The sequence below is a fragment of the Roseobacter cerasinus genome (assembly GCF_009811755.1).
Classification (GTDB): domain Bacteria; phylum Pseudomonadota; class Alphaproteobacteria; order Rhodobacterales; family Rhodobacteraceae; genus Roseobacter; species Roseobacter cerasinus.
The window spans coordinates 273,921-292,730 of sequence record NZ_BLIV01000003.1 but is presented as its reverse complement, the minus strand read 5'-3'; the positions used below and the strand labels follow the sequence as shown (position 1 = coordinate 292,730).

Genomic DNA, 18,810 nt, shown 5'->3' with positions numbered 1-18,810 from the left:
AGAAGAAGAACCCTGAGAGACCGCATCAGAACGCTTGCCCTATGCCAATGTAGACTTGAAGCGAAGACCCATCATCATCGCCCGATGTGGGCACCCCGACGTCCAGCCGGATAGGCCCGACGGGCGTGTTATACCGCAGGCCGACGCCCGCACCGCTTTGCCATTCGCCTGACCCATCCGGGAACACCTCCTCGCCAATGTAGCCTACATCAAAAAAGCCCACATATCCGAGGTTTCCGTTGCTGCGTATGCGAAGTTCAGCCGACAGCCCAAGAAAGGACCGCCCGCCCACGATCTGCCCGCCCCCCACATCAACGCCGAGCGATTGAAAGTCATGTCCGCGCACGGTATCGCTGCCGCCGGAGTAAAACAGGAAATCGGCAGGGGCGACCGACAGGCCCGGCCCCACAAGCGAGCCGAGTTGCCCCCGCAGCGCCAGCGTCGTCGGTCGGGTCTGACCAAAGGTGCGGTAAGCGCGCACATCCACTGAGGTGAGCGCCCCATCGGCCGCGCCGTCAATGGCCAGAAACGGGCTCACCTCAGCATTGAAATAGTAGCCTTCGCGCGCATCCAGCGCCGCGTCGCGGTAGTCAAACGTGGCGCCGAGCGGGACAAGAAACAACGTATAGTTGTTCTCGCCAAAGGCATCGCGGGTGTTGGCCCGGCGCAAGCTTACGCCCAATCGGTACCGCCGCTCTTCCGAGGCAAACCGTTCAATCCCGGTGCCTATGGTGCCCTGCCGGGAGAAAAAATTGAGCTCATCCTGCTGCTCAATCTCGGCCAATAGGAAGAAGTTGGTGTCCTCATTGAATGTCGCGGGCCGTTCAAAACGCGCGCCCAGTCGAAAGTCGGTGCCGCCGGTGTCGCCACCGATGCCTTCGATCTCCGCATCCAGACGCAGACGCTCCGCCCCGCCAAAGAGGTTGCGATGCATCCAGAAGGCGCTGACCGACACCCCCTCGACCGTTGAGACCTCAGCCCCGAACCCAAAGCGCCTTGGCTTTTCCTCATTCACACGCGCAGTGATAGGCAGCGTGCCTTCGGCGGTTGGCGTCTCGGCTTCCAGCATGGCGACAGAGCGGAACGCCCCGGTGCGCCGCAGCCGTGCGGTGGCCCGCTCAAGCTCTTCGGGCGAATAGACCGTTCCGACCGGCAGACCGGCGATCTCCAGAATGCGCGCTCCTCGCACGGCGTTGTTGCCGGTGACAGACAACGGCCCGAACCGCAGCCTAGGGCCCGGATCAACCTGCAGCCGCGCATCTAGCTGCCGATCCGCATGCCGCGCGGTGATGGTTTGATCGCTCAGCGCCGCCTTGGCATGGCCCCGATCGCGCCACGCCTCTGTGGCCGCGCTGCTGGCGTCGCGCAGCAGGCTCAGCCGGGCAGGCTCTCCCGTCCGAAACCCGTCGGGCAGCTCGGTGCCGGGGGCCAGTGGGGCGACATCCGCCGTGCGAAAGCGGAACGGGTTGCCCGGCTCAATTGTGATCTCGGCACGGTTGACTTGCGGCGGGGGAGACACGGATTTGATGGTGGACGCCTCGCGCCCGTCCAGCCGGATGCGGATCACGGCGCCATAGTAAGCGTGGTCATAAAGCACGGCCAGAAGCCGCTGATAATCCGCCTGCGCAACGGCTACGATTTCCTGAGTGGAGGCCTCTGTCTCTGACCGTGACTGCTCAAACAGCAATGAGCCGCCTTCAAGATCACTTCGCAGATCGTCTTCCAGCGTCCCGGTCAGGACAACATCCAATGCGTGACCGCTTGTTCCCACGCACATCAGCAAGACGGCAAGCAAACCGCGCGTGCAGGCCAGAGTCAGTCTGCCCGTGGTCATGATGTGTCATCCCCCGTCACGCGCCTGATTTAACGCATATGTCCAAACAGGCAACCGGCGCGCTACAGACTGTTGTTACCCACCGTCTTAGCGGAAAAGCCGGGCTGCCTGCAAACGGACAAACGCGCAGCACGCCAAAGGCCGCACATCGGCGAGGTCATAACCACACCAGGGGCCAGCCTCCCTACGGCCAAAATGCACCAAAACCGACATCCACGTTTCACGTTCAAACGCGACACAAAGCTACGGATGATTGACACCTCAGCAAAGCCGGTCCAACCCTGAAGACAGCCAGATGTCGATAAATCTCTGATATTTTGCGGAAAAAATGAGCTTTAGCGAGTCAAGGCAATCCAAATGCCCGCAAATCAGGCTCTGCTCCATCGCCAGAGGTTCAGCATTCCTTTATCACTTTGAAGGCAAACCCATGTCGCAAACAGACATCATATCCTTGAAGTGCAGGCCGATCCGGTTACGTCTTTTCATAAGCAAACCTTCAACTTTGGATGGTTTAACCACCCTCGACCACACGATTGGAATGCCCAGATGACACTGCCCGAGCCGACCCAAGGGTCAGACCTTCACAGCGCACCCTACGGTCGCATCGCCGTTGTCGGTGCGGGGGCCTGGGGCACTGCGCTGGCCTGCGTGGCTGCAACGGCGGGCCGTCAGGTGCGGCTGTTCGGGCGTGACGCGGCGGTGGTCGCGGCAATCAACGCCGGGCAAGGCAACCCGGCGTATCTGCCTGATGTGACCCTGCCCGCCGCATTGGTGGCGACCACCCAGATCTCCGAAGCCGTGACAGGCGCTGATGCGGTGCTGCTGGTCGTGCCCTCCGGCGCTGTGCGGAGCGCGGCGACCAGTCTCAAATCCTTCCTGCTGCCGGGAACGCCCGTGGCGGTTTGCACAAAGGGGATTGAGCCGCAGAGCGGGCTGCTCATGTCGCAGGTTGCCGCCGAAGAGCTGGGGGATGTGCCGGTTGGGACCATATCCGGCCCGACCTTCGCCCGCGAAACCGCGCTTGGCCATCCCACCGCCGCAACCGTGGCCTTTGATTTCAGCCATGCGGACCGGCTGTCGCCCACGCAAAGCCCCGCCGCCCGACTGGCCGTGTCGATGAGCACGCCGTCATTCAAGACCTTCATTTCCGACGATCTGGTCGGCGTGGAAATCGGCGGGGCGATCAAGAATGTCATTGCCATCGGCTGCGGTATGATGACCGGCGCGGGCTTTGCCGAAAACACGCGCGCGGCGCTGATCACCCGGGGCATGGACGAGATGAAGGCACTGGCCGAGGCGCTTGGCGGACGACGGGAAACCGTCACCGGTCTCGCTGGTGCGGGCGATCTGACGCTGACCTGCTCCAGCCAGACCTCGCGCAACATGTCGCTTGGCGTGCAGCTGGGCCAGGGCACGCCGCGCGCCGCCTGTTTTGACGGTCAGGCCGTTGTCGTCGAAGGTGAAGCCAATGCCGCCTCCATTGTCGATCTGGCCCGGCGCGTTGGTGTCTCGATGCCAATCTGCGAGACCGTGCATGCCATCCTGCATGGTGGTGCGGAGCTGCATCAGGCCTTCGCCGATCTGTGGACACGACCCATTGAGGCGGAACCCCGCGCGTTGGAGATATCGCTCAACAACCCCGCACAAAGGCCTGTGTCATGACTGCAGACTATGCGAACCGCCGGTTTGTGCTGGCCACCGATCTTGACGGCACCTTTTTGGGCGGCAGCGAAGCCGACCGCCGCACGCTTTACGATTGGATCGAAGCGAACCGTGCCACGGTCGGGTTGGTCTTTGTCAGCGGGCGTGATCCGGAGTTCATCACCGAGCTGTGCACCGGCGGTGTCCCCTGGCCGGAATACGTGATTGGGGACGTCGGAACCACCATCGCCCGCGTCACGCCGGACAAACAGATCGCCCCGATCCACCCGCTGGAAGCTGAGATCGCCGCAAAGTGGGACGAAGCCGGACCTGCTGTGAGGGACGCGCTTGCAGATGCGCCGGGCCTGACACTACAGCCCACGGCATTCCGCTACCGGATGAGCTATGACTATGATCCCGACGCGTTTGACCCGGACGCCCGTCGGCAGATCGAAGCCATGGGCTTTGATGTGCTGATCTCGGACAACCGCTATTTCGACGTGCTCCCCAAAGGCGTCAGCAAGGGCCCCTCGCTTTTGCGGTTGATGGGCCACCTGCACCTCTCGCGGACCGCTGTTCTGGCTGCTGGCGACACGTTGAATGACCTGTCGATGCTGGTCGCAGGCACACCTGCCGTGGCTGTCGGTGGCTCCGAGACACCTTTGCTGGAGGCTTTGCCCACCGCCCCGCATATCTACCGCGCCAGTGGGATCGGCACGGCCGGTATCCTTGAGGCCATCGCCCATTTCGACCTTCACCCCACACCAGAGAGAGTTTGATCCATGCCGTCTGACCTTGTGATCGTCTACCACCGCCAGCCCTATGAAGAGGTGGAGGAGAACGGCAAGATTGTCTTCCGCGAGAACAAGAGCCCAAACGGCATTGTGCCGACGCTCAAAAGCTTCTTTGGCACCGCAGAACACGCCGCCTGGATCGCCTGGAAGCTCGCCGATGATCCGGCGAACCCGGACTTCGAAAAAGTGGTTGAAATCAGCGATGCCCACGGAGATTACACCGTTTCAAGGCTGCCGCTGACCGAAAAGCAGGTCAAAAGCTTCTATCACGTCTCCTCGAAAGAGGCCTTCTGGCCGATCCTGCACAGTTTCAAGGAGAAGTTTAACTACGACCCGGTCGACTGGCCCACCTTCCGCGAGGTGAATTGGGCCTTTGCCGAAGCCGCCGCGCGGGAGGCTGCGCAAGGAGCACGGGTGTGGATTCATGACTACAACCTGTGGCTTGTGCCGGGGTATCTGCGGCAGCTGCGCTCCGACGTGACCATCTCGTTCTTTCACCACACCCCCTTCCCCGCCGCAGACATGTTCAACGTGCTGCCCTGGCGGCGCGAGATCGTGAAAAGCCTGCTCGATTGCGACATCGTCGGGTTTCACATTCCCCGCTACGCCTCAAACTTCGTCTCGGTGGCGCGCAGCCTTTTTGATGTGAGCGTCAAGACCCGCGAAACCGTCGTAGACGAGCTGGTCTCGGACGGCACCGCCCTTAGTGAACGCACGTTGCCGACGCTGTTGTCTTTCGAAGGGCGCGACGTGGCCATCAGCTCGGCCAGTGTCGGCGTGGCGGTGGAGTTCATAGAAAGCCGCGCCAATGACCCGGCGGTCAAGGCCGATGCCGCGCAGATCAAGGCCGATCTTGGGGAATGCCGGTTGATCCTGTCGGTCGGGCGCACCGATTACACCAAGGGCGGCGTCGATCAGCTGGAAAGCTTTGAGCGGGTTCTCACTGAGAATCCGGACCTGCGCGGCAAGGTCAAGCTGATGCATGTCTCGGTCAGTGCCAATCGCAACATGTCGGCCTACGCCCTCACGCAAACCGGCATTGAGGAAACCGCCGGGCGGATCAATGGCCGCTTTGGCACGCTGCACTGGCAGCCCATCGCGCTGATCTCGCGGGCGATCCCCTTTGATGACCTCATCAAGTATTACCTCGCCGCAGATGTCGCCTGGATCACCCCGCTCGTCGATGGCATGAACCTGGTCTGCAAGGAGTACCTTGCCGCGCGCACCGATGGGGACGGCGTTCTGGTCCTGTCGGAGTTTGCAGGCGCCGCGGTGGAGCTGCACTCCGCGGTGATCACCAACCCGTTTTCGCATCGCTCCATGGATCAAGCCATCCTGCAGGGGCTGGAGATGCCCGAGCGCGAGCGTCGGGACCGCATGGCCGAACTGCGCCGGGTGGTGAAGAAGTACTCGGTCAAAGCCTGGGGTGACGCGCAACAACGGCAGTTCAGCGCGGCGATTGCGCGCAAGGACACGGCCGCGCAGCCCGAGCCAGAGGCTGTCAGCTGACCGTCACGGCCCCCGTCACCTCGATCTCGGTGTCGACCCCAAGCGTGGCAAGCACATTGCCGCCCTCGATGTAGGAGTAGATGTCGAGCGTATTTCCTTTGCCGTCCGAAACAGGCGCCTCCGACGTTTTCTGAAACGCGCCGCCCTCACCGCTGAGAAGCACAAGGCTGTCAGACGCATCGCCATAAATCACGGCGCTTTCCGGCAGGGCCTGATCCAGCAGTGTCTCCAACTCGCTGTCGCTGGTCGAGGACAGCTCGATCACATCCTCCAGTGAAATCTCAAGTGTATTGGCCTGCGCATTGTCCAGATCAATCGCCTCGATATCCCGCAGCTCCAGCACGGGGATCAGCTCGTCCGAGACGTTGCCGCCCAGATCAATCTGCAACACATCGCGGCCTGCGCCACCATCCAGCAGCTCACCGATCTGCGGCACATCCGCCACGCGCAGAATGTCATCCCCGTCTCCGGCGAGGACCACATCGTCGCCCGCGCCGCCGTCCAGCGTGTCATCGCCATCGAACCCAAGCATCACGTCATCGCCTGCACCGCCCTCGATGCGGTCGCCTGCGTCACTTCCAAAGAGAAGATCCGCGCCGTCCTGTCCGCTGAGGTTCTGAGCCGTCTCCGCCTTACCAATCAAATCGGAAGAGAAATGCTCGACTTCGCTGGTCGCGTCGTTGCCGTCGGTGTCAAAGCGGGCCGTCACGTTGATCCGGTTGCTCTCACCCAGCAACGCTTCGATATTCTGAATGCTGGCCAGCGGCAATTCATAGCCCGCGCCGTCTTCGGCAAAGCCCATGCTGTCTTGATCGGCGATGCTGCCCTTGTCCGCGCCATCCGCCTCCAACGTGACGTCCAGCTCAATCAGACGGGGTGAGAAGACCGGTGCCTGCGTCACCGCCCCAGCCAGATCCGCGCCGGTCGCCGCAAACGTCGGATCCGCGTCGATTTGCTGGAGCAGCGCGAGGTCGTCGCCACCTCCCAATGCAAAGGCCTGGATATCCAGATTGGAACCGCCTGCGGACCCGGTCAACTCTTTCAGCGCGCTGCGCCAGCGCCCGTCGGGGGGCAGGCCCTCCGTGATGAACAGCATCAGGTTTTCTTCGCCGGCTGGCTGGGTTGCCAGGAACCTGTTGGCCTCATCAAGCGCCTGATCCCAGGCCGTGGCACCTTCAAGAAACGGCAAAGACAGGATGGCTTGCGGAAGGGCTGGATCCTGCAAGTCAAAGGGCTGCAAGGCGCGCGCCGCATCGGCGTATTGGATGATCTGCACATCCACCGACACCTCGGACCCGTCGAATTGCTCTGCCAGTGAAACGACGGCGTCGCGGACGGCTTCGCGCTGCGCAACCCAACCCGCAGCTCCGGTGCTGTCTGAGCTGTCCATGGCAATGACAAGATTGATCGCCACGGGTGCGGCGGGCACGGTCTCAACCTCGATAACCCCTGCCGTCACTTCCCCGCCTTGCGGGGTCAGAGCGACCGTCACCTCCGCCCCGTCAGACGCCCCTTCAACCGCCGCGCTGATCTGCCCGGTGGAGACACCGCCCTCCTCATCCGTCACGGAGTAACTGAAGCGGTCGATCCCGACAAACCCCTCTGCAGGCGTGTAGGTGAAGCTGCCGTCGGCCGCGATCACCACAGTGCCATGCGCAGGGCCGTCTCCGCTCAGCGCAAAGTTCAGCGGGCCGGTGCTGTCGATGTCGGTTGCGGCAAGCTGGCCCTCGACAGTGCCATCGCGCGGCACCTCGATCACGGTGTTGGGGGCGACCGTCGGGGCATCATTTGTGCCCTTGACGGTCACTTCAATGATCTGCGTGACCTCGGCGCCAAACTCATCGCGTGCCGTCGCGGTCATGGTTTCGACCACAGTTTCGCCCGCACCCAATTCGTCCGCCGCCGCGTTGTCGAGCACGTAGCGCCACGCCCCCGATGCAGAGATGACAAAGGTGCCAAAGAGGGCGCTGGAGGTCCCGCTCCAGGTGATCGTGCTGCCCGGGTCAGGGTCGACTGCGGTGAGCCGTCCTTTCACGCTTGAGGGCGCCACGTCTTCAACAACCGTGCCGCGGTTGCCGCCGGGCGCCGTGGTGATCACCGGCGCATCGTTCACCGGGGAGACGGTAATGGACACGGTGGCCTCTGCGCTCTCACCCGCTGGATCGGACACCAGCACGGTGAAACTGTCCGTGCCAAAGAAATCGGCATCCGGGCGGTAGCTGTAGCTGCCATCCGGCAGCAAGGCCACTTCTCCCGAAGACGGGGTATCACCCAGCACATATGTGAGGGTGTCGCCGTCCACATCGCGCGCGGCAATCTGCCCGACCAGCACCCCATCTTCTTCGACGCTTGCGGTCTGATCGTCGGCAACCGGCGCATCGTTGACCGGCAGCACCTCGACCACGACCGTGCCCTCGATGGTCTCGCCGCCGGGCACAACCGCCTCGAAGGTGAAGCTGTCGGTCCCATTGAAATCCGGCGCGGGCACATAATCGAACTGCCCGTCGGCGCCCAGCACAACTGCGCCGTTCGAAGGGCCATCCAGAAGCGAAAATACGGTGCCCGCGCCGCCGCCGATGGCATCTACGCTGCCACTGATCGCGCCCTCTTCGCCCGCATCCTCTGGGCCGCTGACAACGATGACTGGCCCCTCCTCCGATCCATCCTGCACCGGCGGTGTGATCAGGCTCTCGTCCAGGCTGTCAGGCGCCTCCACATCGCCGGTTCCCTGATCCGTCTCCACCGGAGGCGGCGCGGGCACGGCCTCGACCCCATCGGAGCCGTCAGGCGTGGCATCGGGATCAAGCTCCTCGATCTCGGCAGGGGCCTGCGGTGGCGCAGGGGAGGCACCGGGGGCTGCGGGCGCATCCGGGCCACCCGTCTGGCCAACGGTGCTGCGGTAGGCTGCAAAGGCCTCGGCGATGAGCAGATTGTCCCCCGCCGCATCCGCGAAGCTGCGCGGCACCTCCTGGGTCTCGCCACTTGCCGCAGAGACAATCCATTTGGTGTCCGTATCCGTGATCGTGGCCACCAGGTTGCCATCCACATCGCGGACTTCAACACGGCCTGTGCTGCCATCGGGGTCGCTCGTCAGCGAAATTTCGGTGGTGTCGACCCCATTGACCGTGCCGATCTGCACCACCACTGTGGTGCCCCGGATGCCCATGGTGGAGGACGGGGTGTTCACCTCCATGCCGCCGGTCTTGGCCACCTGCCCCGCGATAAAGACAAAGCCCCCCTGGATCAGGCTGAAGGTGCCCGAATTGTCGGTGCCCGCAGGATCGTAGATGAGCGCGTCAATCACCATCCGGGATGAGGCGGACAGGCTGAAGATCGTGCCATCGGTGAACGTCACCGACAGTGACGCATCCTCTGCCGTGACAATCACATCGTTCTGATAGATCGGGCTGCCCGGTTCCAGCAGCTCCTCTGTCCCGTCGGTGCGCTGCACCGTTGCTTCCCCTTGCGCGGCTTCCACCTGGCCGATGGGGGCCGCACCCGAGGTGGTGCCCGCTTGGGCGTATTGCCCGGGTGCGATGGGCCCCGCCAGGCGCTCAACCAGATCGCCGCGCAGGATCGCCCCGTTCGGGTCGCGCAGGTCGACGGCCTCTCCCCCGGCAAAATAGTCGGGTATGCGATAATTCGCGGCCCCATCATTCACGATGTAGAGATCCGGCCCAAGCCGGTAAAACGCACCGTTGAAGAGCAAGGCGCTGTCGGGCACAAGAACAGCCTCCGGCGCGTCACCCCAAAGGGTCACGACATCATCGGTCTCTTCATCCTTTGCCTCGTGGTTCAACGACACGCAGACAGTCCTTCGTCGGCAAGTTTCATCTTGTCTTAACCCAAAACCTCCGGTGGGTATGTGATCCAACGCACGTTTTGCCCAATTATCGCCACAAATCGGCCTTATTGCGACCAACTACAAAAAAAATCCGAGATTATCCTGAGATGAGCAACAATCTCAAGTAGAAGCAACCTCTTGATCCGCGAGGCGATTCGGCCAGAATGATCTGCGGGGCCGGCTATCCGGGCCGGAACAAGGCGAGGCCGCGCGAACCATCGGCCAGGGGGCGGGTGACTGGCGCGATGCATCAGTGGTTTTCAAGATGGGTCGGGTGGATTCGCATCGTGGCTGTTATCGGGCTGCTGTGCGGGCTGACCATTCGCTACGGCGACCCGCTGCCCATATCCATGCTGCGCCACGCCTCGTTTGATTTCTATCATCAGAGCAAGCCACGCGATCTGACGTCTTTGCCCGTGAGCATCCTGGACATCGATGATCGCAGCATCGAGGAGATCGGCCAGTGGCCTTGGCCGCGCAGTCAGTTTGCAGACCTGGTGGACCGTGCGACTGCGGCGGGTGCGATTGCCATCGGCTTCGATATCGTCTTTTCCGAACCTGACCGGCTGTCGCCGGGCCAGATTGCTGCGGACAATACGGACATGCCGGATGAGTTGGCCACCCAACTGACACAGCTGCCTGACAATGACGACCTTCTTGCGGCGGCCTTCGCCCGCTCCCGCGTGATTGTAGGGCAAACGAGCGTCCGGACGTTGGCCGGCAACCGGCGCGAAAAGCGCGAGATGGCGCTGGCCCCGCATGCGCTGATCGGGCCGGACCCGATGCCCTATCTGACCCAGTTTCCAGACATTGTGCAGAACCTGCCCCAGCTTGAGGCCAATGCGGCAGGACGCGGCATGTTCAGTACGCGACCGGATGCAGATGGGGTCTACCGCCGCGTGCCGCTGGTCATGGCCGTCCAGGGTCAGCTGCGCCTTGGGTTGGCGGCAGAGGTGTTGCGCGTCGCCACCGGCGGCGCCCCTTTTGCGGTGCGCACAAATGAGGCGGGTGTGGAGGGGATCGTGCTCGCCCGGCAGCTGGTGCCGACTGCACAGGACGGCACCGTATGGCCTTACCTCACACCCTCGTCGCAAAGCCGCTACGTTGCCGCAGCGGACCTTCTCAAAGACCGGCTGCCAGGGGGGCGCCTTGCGGGGCATCTGGTGTTGGTTGGTACATCGGCCATCGGGCTGGAAGATTTTCGCGCAACACCGCTCGGCGTGGCGATGGCCGGGGTCGAAATCCATGCGCAGGTGCTTGAGAACATCATGGCGCAGACCCTGCTGGTGCGCCCCAACTATGCCATTGCGGTTGAGCTGGTGGTCACGTTTCTGCTGTGCCTGCTAGTCATCATCTTTGCCCCGGCGCTGTCGGCGCGGGTGCTGATCGTGTCATCACTTGTGCTGATGGTCAGCTACGTCGGCACCTGCTGGTATCTGTTCTACGACAAGCGCATCCTGCTGGATCCGTCCTTCCCGGTGCTGGCCATGGTGCTGACGACAATCCTGATTTCCACGGTCAACTACCTGCGCGAAGAACGGAGGCGCCGCGAGATTCGCAGTGCGTTTGGCCAATATGTCTCCCCCGATCTGGTGGACCGGCTCAGCCGCGATCATGGGCAGCTGACGTTGGGCGGCGAGTCGCGGACGCTGACGCTGCTGTTCAGCGATGTGCGCGGCTTCACCGCCATTGCCGAAGAGTTCCGGGATGACCCGGAGGCGCTCACCACGCTGATGAACCGTTTCCTGACCATCCTGTCGCGGGCGATCCTCGAACAGAAGGGCACAATCGACAAGTTCATGGGTGATGCGGTCATGGCGTTCTGGAACGCACCGCTCGATCATGATGACCACGCCCGCGCCGCCTGCCGCGCCGCGCTCAAGATGATCGCAAATGTGGAGGCCTTCAACGCCAAGCGTGACGCCGCCACCAAACGCCGGGGTATGGCCCGCAAGGGCGGCGCGGCGCGCGCGCACCGCCTCAACGTCGGTATCGGCATCAACACCGGCCAATGCGTGGTTGGCAACATGGGCAGCGACATGCGCTTTGACTACACAGCGCTTGGCGATCCGGTGAATGTGGCCTCGCGACTGGAGGGCCAGTCGCGCTACTACGGCGCGTCGATCATCCTCGGTCAGGCCACGGCGCGTGAGGTCATGGAGGATTTTGCGGTGCTGGAACTGGACCGGATCACCGTGGTTGGAAAGGCCCTGCCGGAGACAATCTTTGCGCTTCTGGGAGATGACACGCTGCGCCAGTCCTCCGCTTTTCAAGCCGCTTTTGACCGGAACGCCAAGATGCTGGCAGCCTATCGCGCGCAAGACTGGGATACGGCAGAAGCTGCCCTACCCCACCTGCGCACCGACTTCAGCGCGCTGGCTTTGCCCCTGGACGACTACCTTGATCTCTACGCCGAGCGGATTGCAGGGTTACGCCTCGCGCCTCCCGGGCCGGATTGGGATGGCGTCTTTGCCTCAACTAAGAAGTAGTCACCGCTCACGCAGCGCTTCGGCCTGTGCGCGCAGGATCGGCTTGGCGAGGTAGGACAGGACCGTGCGCTCCCCGGTCTGGATATCGACGGAGGCGACCATCCCCGGCGTGATCGGCAGCGGGTTGTCCTCCGTTCCCAGGTAGGAGGTGTCAGTGCGCACCACAACCCGGAAAAATTCGGTGCCACCTTCGCTGGCGATGCTGTCCGCACCGATGCGCACGACCTCTCCGTCGAGCGCGCCATAGATGACGTAGTCATAAGCCGAGATCTTGACCGACGCACGCTCCCCCGGGCGCACGAAGGCGATGTCGCGCGGTCCAAGATCCGCCTCGATCAGCAGGCTGTCGTCGATGGGCACAATCTCGACCAGCGGCGCCCCGGGCTGCACCACGGCGCCGAGGGTCGTGGCGTTGACCCGGTTGATCGTGCCGCGCACCGGCGCGCGCAGCTGCGCGCGTGTGACCCGATCATTGGCGCTGCGCAACGTCTCCTGCACCACGGCCAGCTCCAGTTGCAGCTGCGCCAAGCGCTGACGAGCAGAGAGCACATAGGCGGAGCGCGCCGCGTTGATCTGGTTCTCCGCCTCCGCGATGGCGGCCTCAAGGCGCGGCGTGCTGGCGCGACCTACCGCCAGGTCGCCATTCAACTCCGCCAGCCGCGACTGCAGCCGCAAAAGCTCGATCTCGGGCACCAGTCCGCGATTGAACATGTCTTCGGTCAGCGCAATCTCGGAGAGAAGCGGCGCGATGATGCCATCGGTGCGCGACTGCTGCGCCTTGACCTCCTCCAGCTCAGCGCGCCGTTGCAGAAGCTGCGCGCGCAGCACCTCCAACTCCCGCGTCAACTGCTCGCGCCGGGAGATGAACACCTGCTGCTCCGCCGCAACCGCAAGCGGGGCGCGCGCACGCAGATCCTCGTCAAAGTCCAGATCTTCGGCAAACTGCGCCTCGGCGCGCAGCCGCGCCGCTTCGGCCCGCCCGGCGGCCTCCCGTTCCCGCAGCTCGCCCCGTTCGGCGGCAAAGCGGGTGTCGTCGATCTGCATCAACACGTCGCCCTGCTCCACGATATCGCCTTCGGCGACGGCAATGTCGCGCACGATACCGCCCTCAAGGCTCTGCACAATCTGCACTTGCTGCGACGGGATCACGCGGCCCGTGGCACGCGCGGTCTCTTCAATCTCGTAGGTCGCGGCCCATGCGACGAAGGCCGCAAGCCCCGCAGCAATCGCCAGCAACAATCGCCATGGCCCACCTCGGCGCAAGGCCGCATTGGCGCCAGCGATATCATTCACGAATTGGTCTTCGATCCGGTTGCCAAACATCCTATGCCCCGCCCCTCGCCGCACCCATGGCGCGCAGCTTGTCCAGCACCTCGCTGCGCGGGCCATCGAGCACCGCGCGTCCCTGATCCATCACGATCAACCGATCCGCCATCGCGGCGAGCGACTGGCGATGCGTGCACACGATCAGGCCGACACCTGTGGCGTTCAGCTCCTGAAACCGCTCAATGATCTGCCCCTGCATGCGTTGGTCCATGGCGTTTGTCGGCTCGTCCAGAAACAGCGTCTTGGGTTTGCGCAACAAAAGACGCGCCAACGCCACGCCCTGCTTCTGCCCGCCCGACAGCCGCTGCCCCTGCTCACCGATGAACATGTCCAGCCCGTCGGGCGCCTCTGCCATGAACTCATCCATGGCCGCGAAATAGAGCGCCTGCGCGATCTCGGCATCACGCGCATCCGGCTGCCCAAGGGTGAGGTTTTCGCGCAATGTGCCGGTGAACAGCTCCGGCGTTTGCGGCAGATACCCAATGCCCCGGCGCAGCTCCGCCGGATCATATTGCGACAGGGCCACGCCGTCGACAAGCACGTTGCCGCTGTCCGGCGTGATCAGCCCGGCCAGCAGTTTGCCCGTGGTGGTCTTGCCCGAGCCCACCCGGCCCAGAAGCGCGACAGATGCGCCAGCGTCCACCGAAAAGCTCAGGTCTTTCAATGCGGGGCGTTGCGCTTCGGGGTAGCTGAAGGTCACCTCCTCCAGGCGTACCGCGCCCGCGCTGACCCGCGCATTGCCCCGCAGCACAGTCTCCTGCTCGACCGGCAGCGCCATGAAGCGGTTCAGCGCAGCCAGCGATTTGACGGCATATTGCGCCCGGAAAATGGTCTGCGCGATGGCGCCCAGCGGGGCCAGAACACGCCCGGCCAGGATATTCGCGGCGATCAGCGCACCGATGCTGATCTGACCCTCCGCCACAAGAAACACACCCCAGACGATGATCAGCACCGACACCATCTGCTGGATCAAGGCGGTGCCCGTGGTGGCGACGTTTGACCAGAATCGCGTGCGGCCATTGATCTGCGAGGAAGCCGCGACCGCTGCCTCCCACTCCCGCTGCATGACCGGTTCGGCGCCCACGCTTTTGATCGTCTCCACGCCACCCAAAGCCTCAACCAGCACCACATGCCGCTTTGTCGCCATGCGCTGCGCGTCAGCCGCACTGCGCCCCAGTGGAAGCTGCGCGATCACCGCCAGCAACAACACCACCGGCACGGCCAGCAGCGGCACCAGTGCCACCGGCCCCACCACCCAGAACAGCGCGGCGACAAATATTCCGATGAACAGCATGTCGATCACGGCGACAAAGGAGGCGGAGGCAAAGAATTCCCGCACCACCTCGAAATCGCGGATCGTGCTTGCAATGCCAGCCGCGCCACCGGGGCGAGACAGAAGCTGCGCGTTCATGGCTTGGCGGAACAGGCTGGCGGCCACGGTCATATCCACGCGGCGCCCGATGTTTTCGAGAATATTGGCGCGCAGGATCCGCATCACGAAATCGAGCGCCAGCGCAATCCCAACTCCGATGGCCAATGTCCAAAGCGTGACATAGGCGAGATTGGGGATCACCTTGTCATAGACGTTCATCACAAACAGCGGCAGCGCCAGCGACATCACGTTCAACAGCAGGGCCGCCACCAGGATCTGCATCCAGCTGCCCCAATTGGCCCGAACCGGCCCCCAGAACCAGCTGCCCCGATCAGGCGCAGGGGCGCTGTCGGGTGCCATCATACGGCGGGCGTGATCCGCGTCGCGGGTGACAAGCATCACCTCGGGCTGCAGATCGCGGCGCAGCTCTTTCAGGGGCACCTCCTGCACCAACGGGCTTTGGGACGGGTCAATGATCTGGGCCAGCTTACCCCCCTGCGCAACGGCCTGCACCACCACCGGCGCGCCGGATTTGCGCCAGACCAGCACGGGCAGCACCGCAGGGTCGATGCTCCGGATGTCCCGTTGCAGCAGCCTTGTTTTCAACCCTATGGCCCCCAACGCGCGCGCCAGAGGATGCGGGTCTGACAGGTTCAGCTGTGACGGCAGGCGCGCCATGACTGCATCCGCTGAAAACGGCAAGCCAAACCGCTGGGCCATCCAGACCACCACCGCCAGATCCGAACCCGGCTCCGGTGTATTTTGCGGGGGGTCTCTCCGCGCTTCGGCGTCATCTGTCTCTGGAGGCCGAAGATCGTCCGGTGTCATTTCAGCGGCTCGATCGTCACGTCAAAAATCGCACCGGGCTTGTTGTCGACCCGGCTCTGAAACGCAGGCTCCAAGGCGAGATCGCTCTTGGCCAACCCGAAATGCGCCGCCAGCAGGCTTTGCGCTGCAAGCGCGCGGTAGCCGCTAAAGGCCAAGCCAGCGCGCGCGCCCACCGCTTCGAACTCAACATTGAACCGCGCGCGTTCCACATCCAGCAGATCCAGAAGGGTACGTTTGGCGGCCAGAAACTCATCGCCATAGACTTCCACGATCAGCCGGTTGATGCGCAGCTGGTCGTTCAGCTGTGCCGAGCGGTCTGCATTGGTCCGGTAGCTGTTCCAGCTGCGCGCCGCCAGCTCCCTCACGTCACGCACGGCAACCGCCTGCTGCGCCAGCGCCTTGCTGTTCCGCTCAGCCAGGGCGCGGCGTTCAGCGGCACGACCGCCCTGATACAGCGTCCAGCGCAACCCCAGACCAAGGGTCTGATCCGTGCGCGTGCCATCCACACCGTTGCGGTTGATGTCCCGCACCACACCGGCGTTCAACGACAGCTCCGGCAGACGGTCCGACAGCGTGACCTCAGCCTGATAGCGGGTCTGGTCGATCTGCGTCCGGGCAAACTGCACCCGGTAGCTGTTTTTGACCGCAATCCGCGTGAGCTGATCAAGCGACGGCGGCGGGCCCGGCATCGGCACATACATACCCGGGCCTGGCCTCCGTCCGATCACCCGTTCGTAGCGGGCATTGGCGTCCCGCAGCGCGCGTTCCACATCCAGCTGGGCCAGCCGGGCGGCACGCACCCGGTCGTCAATGGTCAGCTCGTCGCTGTAGGGCAGACGGCCGCCCTGCACCAATTCCCGCACCTGCGTGCCGATGTCCTCGTGCGTGGCGACATTGCGTTTCGCAACCTCCAGCAGCTGCCGGTGCCGGTGCACGTCGATATAGGCTTCGGTCGCATTCAGTGCCATGGTTTCGGAGGCATCCAGCAAACTGAAGATGCTGCCATCGACGCGGGCCGCGTTGGCATAGACAAGATTGGCCCGCCGAAAGCCGTCAAAAATCACCAGCTCCGCACGCAGCCCCAATTGGTGCCGCGAGGTGGTGCGGTCATTTTCAGCCGCTGACAGAGAGGTCGGGTCATCGACGCGTTGCCGACCGGTCTCACCCTGCAAAACCACCCTCGGTTCAAACTCACCGCGCAATTCGAGCAGCTCATAGGCAGAGGCGCGCATCTCGGCCCGCGACGCTTGAATAGACGGGTTGGTCGTGACCGCGTGGCGCACGGCATCCGCAAGCGGCTCCGCGCCCCCATGTCCGGCGGCCCAGATAAATCCCAAACCGACCCACAGCACTTCGCGCATGCGTTTCACGCCAACATCCCCAAACCACCCACAACTCTTTGAAAAAGAGTAATCCCAAGTTACCTAGATCGTTTCAAAAAGCAATGTGAGACGGTATCTGTCCCAGACCGTAAAACCGATGCAAATGATTTGGCCAGCCGGCCCCCACGATCTCAACCGCCGGTCTGAGACAGCAGCCAGACCCAGATCATCCCGATATAGGTCAGCTGGTGCAACGCCTGATCAATGCCCGACGCGCGCCAATAACCCGCATCCGCAGGCGTGAGATTCTGATCGGAGGTATGGCGTCCTTTCCACCAGTCGATGTGGAAATGGATCGCCCATTCCGCCAGCACGGCGGGCACCACAAACGCCAAAGAGGCACCGACAAGACTAAAGGCAATCAGCGATCCGAGTGCATGAATACCTGCATGCAAAAACGTACCCCAGTGCAAATAGCGGCCCCGGCCTTCCAGCATCGACCTGGTCTGCAGGAAGTAATCCGCCAGCATGTGCTTGACTTGCAATAGACACAACACGATCAGCAGTGTGCTGTAACTCGCTACCAAAACGTTCCCTTTCACCCCCCGGCGATGCGGATGAGCCTACTGCGGCCGGGGTTAACCTGTAAATCCGGCATTTGCGCAAAAATGCCGGTTGGCCACCAAATCTGTCCCACCCGGACCCGTGACCGACCCAGCCGGGCCCTACTCGCGGTAAAGCAGCGACCGGCCGTTTGCAAAGAGATGCACCTTTGCGGGGTCCGCCGTCAGCTTCAGTGTCTGGCCCCGCATGTTGGTGTGAATACCCGCCAGCTTGGCGATGACGGTATCCGTGTCCTTGGAAGAGCTTGGCGCCTCGAAGTAAAGCTGCGTGACCTCCCCCAGCGCTTCGACGATGCTCACCTGGTGGGCGAAGGCATAGTTCTCACCGTCGGTCGGCACCATGTCTTCGGGCCGGATGCCCACATTGACCTTCATGCCCTTGTCTGAGGCCTGCGTTGGCACATTCGACTGGAAAGTGCCGCCGCCCTCGGGGCAGGACACGGTGGTGACCGCGCCAGTCTCGACAATCTCGGCCGCCAGGAGGTTCATCGCCGGGGAGCCGATGAACTGCGCCACAAATTCGTTTTCAGGGCGTTCGTACAGCTCCAGCGGGGTGCCGACCTGCGCGATGCCCTTGTTGGCCAGGACGACGATGCGGCTGGCCAGCGTCATCGCCTCCACCTGATCGTGGGTCACGTAGATCATGGTCGAGTTCGGCATGCTCTCTTTCAACTGCGCAATTTCGATCCGGGTCGCGACCCGCAGGCTCGCGTCGAGGTTCGAGAGCGGTTCGTCAAAGAGATAGACCTTCGGGTCGCGCACGATAGAGCGCCCGATGGCCACCCGCTGCCGCTGTCCCCCCGACAGCGCCTTGGGCAGACGGTCGAGATATTGGTCAAGCTGCAGCACCTTGGCCGCACGGCCGACGGCCTCGTCAATCTCCTGCGGCGATTTCTTGGCGAGCTTGAGGGCAAAGGCCATGTTGTCGCGCACCGTCATATGCGGGTAGAGCGCGTAAGACTGGAACACCATCGCGATGCCGCGTTGCGCGGGTGGCACGTCGTTCATGCGAGCCTCATCAATGGTCAACTCGCCCGAGGTGATCTTTTCCAGCCCCGCGATCATGCGCAGCAAGGTCGACTTGCCACAGCCCGAGGGGCCCACAAAGACGATCAGCTCACCGGTGGTGATGTCCAGATTGATGTTCTTGAGCACCTCGACGTTGCCGCCATAGGCCTTGCCCACATCCGTCAGTTTCAGATTGGCCATATGCGTGTCCCTCCCAAGA

Annotated in this window: 11 protein-coding genes; 4 read left to right on the top strand and 7 right to left on the bottom strand. The window is 63.2% G+C overall.

Features of this window, described 5'->3' with window-relative positions:
* Positions 1–25: 25 nt before the first annotated feature.
* Positions 26–1,834: an autotransporter assembly complex protein TamA gene (locus tag So717_RS08905; RefSeq protein ID WP_159976240.1), complete on the bottom strand. Its 1,809-nt coding sequence runs from the start codon at positions 1,832–1,834 to the stop codon at positions 26–28.
* A gap of 546 nt (positions 1,835–2,380) precedes the next feature.
* Between So717_RS08905 and So717_RS08900 the strand changes: the two genes are divergently transcribed.
* Genes So717_RS08900 through ggpS form a run of 3 tightly spaced genes read left to right on the top strand, consistent with a single transcriptional unit; the run spans position 2,381 to position 5,778 of the window.
* Entirely contained in the window at positions 2,381–3,496 is a 1,116-nt protein-coding gene (locus So717_RS08900; protein ID WP_159976237.1) for an NAD(P)H-dependent glycerol-3-phosphate dehydrogenase, read from the top strand.
* Positions 3,493–4,254: an HAD-IIB family hydrolase gene (locus So717_RS08895; RefSeq protein WP_159976234.1), complete on the top strand. Its 762-nt coding sequence runs from the start codon at positions 3,493–3,495 to the stop codon at positions 4,252–4,254. Before So717_RS08900 ends, So717_RS08895 begins: the two co-directional genes overlap by 4 nt.
* A gap of 3 nt (positions 4,255–4,257) precedes the next feature.
* Positions 4,258–5,778: a glucosylglycerol-phosphate synthase gene (gene ggpS, locus So717_RS08890; protein ID WP_159976231.1), complete on the top strand. Its 1,521-nt coding sequence runs from the start codon at positions 4,258–4,260 to the stop codon at positions 5,776–5,778.
* Here the strand turns inward: ggpS and So717_RS22505 are convergent.
* Positions 5,771–9,583: a cadherin-like domain-containing protein gene (locus So717_RS22505; protein WP_159976228.1), complete on the bottom strand. Its 3,813-nt coding sequence runs from the start codon at positions 9,581–9,583 to the stop codon at positions 5,771–5,773. The genes ggpS and So717_RS22505 overlap by 8 nt on opposite strands.
* A 326-nt stretch (positions 9,584–9,909) precedes the next feature.
* Between So717_RS22505 and So717_RS08880 the strand changes: the two genes are divergently transcribed.
* The gene (locus So717_RS08880) at positions 9,910–12,111 is read left to right on the top strand and encodes a CHASE2 domain-containing protein (protein ID WP_159976225.1); all 2,202 of its coding nucleotides are present in this window, start codon (positions 9,910–9,912) and stop codon (positions 12,109–12,111) included.
* On the opposite strand, the gene So717_RS08875 is transcribed toward So717_RS08880, so the two are convergent.
* The 5 genes from So717_RS08875 to So717_RS08855 form a co-directional block, all read right to left on the bottom strand.
* Positions 12,112–13,434 (bottom strand): HlyD family type I secretion periplasmic adaptor subunit, encoded by a 1,323-nt coding sequence (locus tag So717_RS08875; RefSeq protein ID WP_159976221.1) that lies wholly within the window; start codon positions 13,432–13,434, stop codon positions 12,112–12,114. It lies immediately after the preceding gene.
* A 1-nt stretch (position 13,435) separates the two neighbouring features.
* Positions 13,436–15,637 carry a type I secretion system permease/ATPase gene (locus So717_RS08870; RefSeq protein ID WP_159976218.1) on the bottom strand — a complete coding sequence of 734 codons (2,202 nt, stop codon included), beginning with the start codon at positions 15,635–15,637 and terminating at the stop codon, positions 13,436–13,438.
* Positions 15,634–16,998 (bottom strand): TolC family protein, encoded by a 1,365-nt coding sequence (locus So717_RS08865; RefSeq protein ID WP_238840834.1) that lies wholly within the window; start codon positions 16,996–16,998, stop codon positions 15,634–15,636. The genes So717_RS08870 and So717_RS08865 overlap by 4 nt, the downstream gene beginning before the upstream one ends.
* A 152-nt stretch (positions 16,999–17,150) precedes the next feature.
* A complete protein-coding gene (locus tag So717_RS08860; protein WP_306439503.1) occupies positions 17,151–17,516 on the bottom strand; it encodes a DUF3307 domain-containing protein in 366 nt (121 codons plus the stop codon).
* A gap of 168 nt (positions 17,517–17,684) precedes the next feature.
* The gene (locus So717_RS08855) at positions 17,685–18,791 is read right to left on the bottom strand and encodes an ABC transporter ATP-binding protein (RefSeq protein WP_159976209.1); all 1,107 of its coding nucleotides are present in this window, start codon (positions 18,789–18,791) and stop codon (positions 17,685–17,687) included.
* Positions 18,792–18,810 lie beyond the last annotated feature (19 nt).